Below are 2,797 nucleotides of genomic sequence, written 5' to 3'. Positions count from 1 at the left end.
GCGCGCCCAGAAGCGGACGCCGATGCGGCCGGCGCACATCCACTTCATCGTCTCGGCACCGAAGCACAAGACGCTGATCACGCAGATCTTCTCCGACTCTCCGGAGGCGCTCGCCGCCGACGTGGTGTTCGGCGCCAAGCAGCAGATCGTCGGCGACTTCGTCATGCACACGGAGCCGCATCCCGATTATCCCGGAGCGACGCTGCCCTTCTACACCTGCGTGTACAATTTCAAGCTGGTGGTTGGCACGCCGACTTTCCCCATCCCGCCGATCTCGGGAAAGAAGAGCTGAGCGATGACTGCGCAGAATTCCAACCGTCCGCTTGAAGGCAAGGTCGCGGTCGTCGTCGGCGGCTCGGGCGGCATCGGCCGTGAAACCTGCCGGATGCTGGCCGATGCCGGCGCCACCGTCGTCGTCGGTTATCGCTCAGGCAAGGACAAGGCCGAGCAGATCGCCACAGGTCTGGTCGGCGAGGGTCACTTCGCCCTGCCGGTTTCGATCGAGGACACGGCCACGATCGAGGCGTTCAGGGACGCGGTCGCGGACAGGTTCGGACGGGCCGACATCCTGGTCAACACGGCAGGCATCACCGAGCCGGTGGCGCATGGCGATCTCGACGCGCTGACCGACGAGCTGATCGACCGCATCTTCATCAACAACTGGCGCGGCGTCTTCGCCACGATCCGGGCTTTCGCGCCCGCGCTCAAGGCAAGCGGCGACGGGCTGATCGTCAACGTCTCGTCGATCGCAGCCTTCACCGGCATCGGTTCCAACGTCGCCTATTGCGGCGCCAAGGCCGGCGTCGACATCATGACCAACTCGCTCGGCCGTGCGCTGGCGCCGGCGATCCGGGTGATGGCGGTGTCGCCCGGCGCGGTCGACACGCAGTTCGTGCCCGGCCGCGGCAAGGAATTCACCGACAAGGTTGCCTCAACCACGCCGCTCAAGCGGATCACCAGCCCGGTCGACGTGGCCGAGGCGATCGTCGCCTGCGCGACCCATCTGAAATTCTCGACCGGCAGCCGGATTGTCGTCGACGGGGGAAGGCACCTGTAATGCAGTCCAAAGTCATCATCACCTGCGCCGTCACGGGCAACCTGACCACCCGGGAAAACCATCCCGGCCTGCCGGTGACGCCGGAGGAGATCGCCAATTCCTGCCTGGAGGCGGCGGATGCCGGCGCGGCCATCGCCCATATCCATGTCCGCGACCCCGAGACGGCCAAGCCGTCGATGGAGCTGAAATATTATCGCGAGGTGGTCGAGAGGATCCGGGCGAAGAACAACGCCCTGATCCTCAATGTCACCACGGGCCCCGGCGGGCGCTACCACCCGAGCGACGAAAACCCGGCGGTTGCCGGCCCGCGCACCACGCTGATCCGGCCGGAAAAGCGCGTCGAGCATATCGTTGCGCTGAAGCCCGACATCGCCACGCTCGACCTCAACACCATGACCTTCGGCAACGAGGTGGTGATCAACACGCCTGCCAACGTCAAGATCATGGCCGACATCATCAACGAGGCCGGCTCCAAGCCCGAACTCGAGGTCTTCGACACCGGCCACATCGTTCTGGCGCAGGACCTGATCAAGGCGGGCGTGCTGAAGTCGCCCGCGATGTTCACCATCGTCACCGGCGTCAAGTACGGTTTCCCCGCGACGACCGATGTCATGGCGACGGCGGCGCGGATGCTGCCGCGCGATGCCGTCTGGACGGGCTTCGGTGTCGGCCGGATGTCGTTTCCGATGGCGGTGCAGGCCTACCTGCTCGGCGGCCACGTCCGGGTCGGCCTGGAGGACAATTCGTATCTCGCCAAGGGCGTGCTCGCCAAGGGCAATGCCGAACTGGTCGAGCGCGCCCGCGACCTCATCGAAAAACTCGGCGGGCAGATCGCCAGCCCGTCGGAAGCCAGGGAAATGCTGGGGCTTGCTGCCTGAGCGGCGCAGCTTGACTAAAGGAGATTGAAAAAGATGAACATTCAAGCAAGCGCCAAGGCCGGCAACGCCCTCAGGGTGACGCAGAAATCGCCCGACCTCGACAATCTTCTGATCGACGTCGCCGAAGTGGGGGCCCCGCGTCCCGGTCCCGGCCAGGTCCTGGTCGAGATCGTCGCGGCCGGCGTCAACCCCAGCGACGTCAAGGCCTCGCTCGGCCACATGCCGCATGCCATCTGGCCGCGCACGCCTGGCCGCGATTTCGGCGGCATCGTCCGCGAGGGTCCCTCGCAGATGATCGGCCTGGAGATCTGGGGCGGCGGCGGCGAACTCGGCATCAGCCAGGACGGCAGCCACGGCAAGTGGATGGTGCTCGACCAGAAGGCGGTCCGCGCCAAGCCGAAGAACTTCTCCATGGAAGAGGCCGGCTCGGTGGGCGTCCCGTTCATCACCGCCTATGAAGGACTGCGCGAGGCCGGCGGTGCCCAGCCGACCGACGTGGTGCTCGTCTGCGGCGCCAACGGCAAGGTCGGTCAGGCGGCGATCCAGCTCGCCACCTTGGCCGGCGCCACGGTCTTCGCCGTCGAATACAACGACCAGCCGCTGATGGGGCACACCAACGGCCCGGTCACGATGCTGAACAGCGCATCAGACGACGTCGCGGCGATCGTCCGTGATATGACCGACGGCCACGGTGCGGACATCGTCTTCAACACCGTCGGCAGCCCCTATTTCGAGATCGCCAACAAGGCGATGGCCAAGCAGGCGCGGCAGATCTTCATCTCGACCTTCGACCGTGCCGTGCCCTTCGACATCTTCAACTTCTTCCGTGGCCGCCACAAATACATCGGCGTCGACACGCTGG

4 protein-coding genes are annotated in these 2,797 nt (G+C 65.7%); all 4 read left to right on the top strand.

Annotated elements, in window-relative coordinates; genetic code table 11:
• Positions 1-292: dioxygenase family protein (locus tag ACODTY_RS23670; protein ID WP_488996623.1), on the top strand; the 292-nt coding region annotated here is incomplete at its 5' end.
• A 3-nt stretch (positions 293-295) separates the two neighbouring features.
• Complete coding sequence (locus tag ACODTY_RS23665; protein ID WP_488996622.1) at positions 296-1,057, top strand: SDR family NAD(P)-dependent oxidoreductase; 762 nt, start codon at positions 296-298, stop codon at positions 1,055-1,057.
• The gene (locus ACODTY_RS23660) at positions 1,057-1,935 is read left to right on the top strand and encodes a beta-keto acid cleavage family enzyme (protein WP_488996621.1); all 879 of its coding nucleotides are present in this window, start codon (positions 1,057-1,059) and stop codon (positions 1,933-1,935) included. The genes ACODTY_RS23665 and ACODTY_RS23660 overlap by 1 nt, the downstream gene beginning before the upstream one ends.
• Before the next feature lie 33 nt (positions 1,936-1,968).
• The coding region (locus tag ACODTY_RS23655) for a quinone oxidoreductase family protein (protein WP_488996620.1) at positions 1,969-2,797 on the top strand (829 nt) is incomplete at its 3' end.

Source organism: Mesorhizobium sp. FG116, assembly GCF_057809835.1.
This window is presented reverse-complemented; position numbering and strand designations above follow the sequence as displayed.